This is a genomic window from Pseudomonas sp. DCB_AW (assembly GCF_026240895.1).
Classification (GTDB): Bacteria; Pseudomonadota; Gammaproteobacteria; order Pseudomonadales; family Pseudomonadaceae; genus Aquipseudomonas; species Aquipseudomonas kermanshahensis.
Window position 1 is genome coordinate 1 of sequence record NZ_JAPFCE010000198.1, and the last position, 385, is coordinate 385.

Here is a 385-nt window from a genome sequence, read left to right on the forward strand (position 1 = left end):
TGGTGATGGTGGTGTGAGGAGACGGTGACCTGAGTCCCCTGGCCCCAGTAGTCGTAACGATTGACGGCGGTGTAGAAAATCTGCTGCACAGTAATAAACGGCCGTGTCCTCAGGTTTCAGGTTGTTCATTTGCAGGTACACCGACTTCTTGGCGTAGTCACTGGAGATGGTGAATCGGCCCTTCACGGAGTCTGCATAGTACGTCGTGCCCTTACGGCTTCTAATATATGACACTGCCTCACGCTCCTTCCCTGGGGCCTGGCGGAACCAGCCTATGGCATAATCGGCGACAGTGAATCCAGAGGCTGCACAGGAGAGTCTCAGAGACCCCCCGGTCTGTACCAAGCCTCCCCCAGACTCCTGCAGCTGCACCTGGGCCATGGCC

At 57.1% G+C, this 385-nt stretch carries 1 protein-coding gene; it reads right to left on the reverse strand.

The features are described 5' to 3' along the window. The coding region (locus OO306_RS28485; RefSeq protein WP_369124848.1) for a hypothetical protein at positions 1-381 on the reverse strand (381 nt) is incomplete at its 3' end. Positions 382-385: the final 4 nt, after the last annotated feature.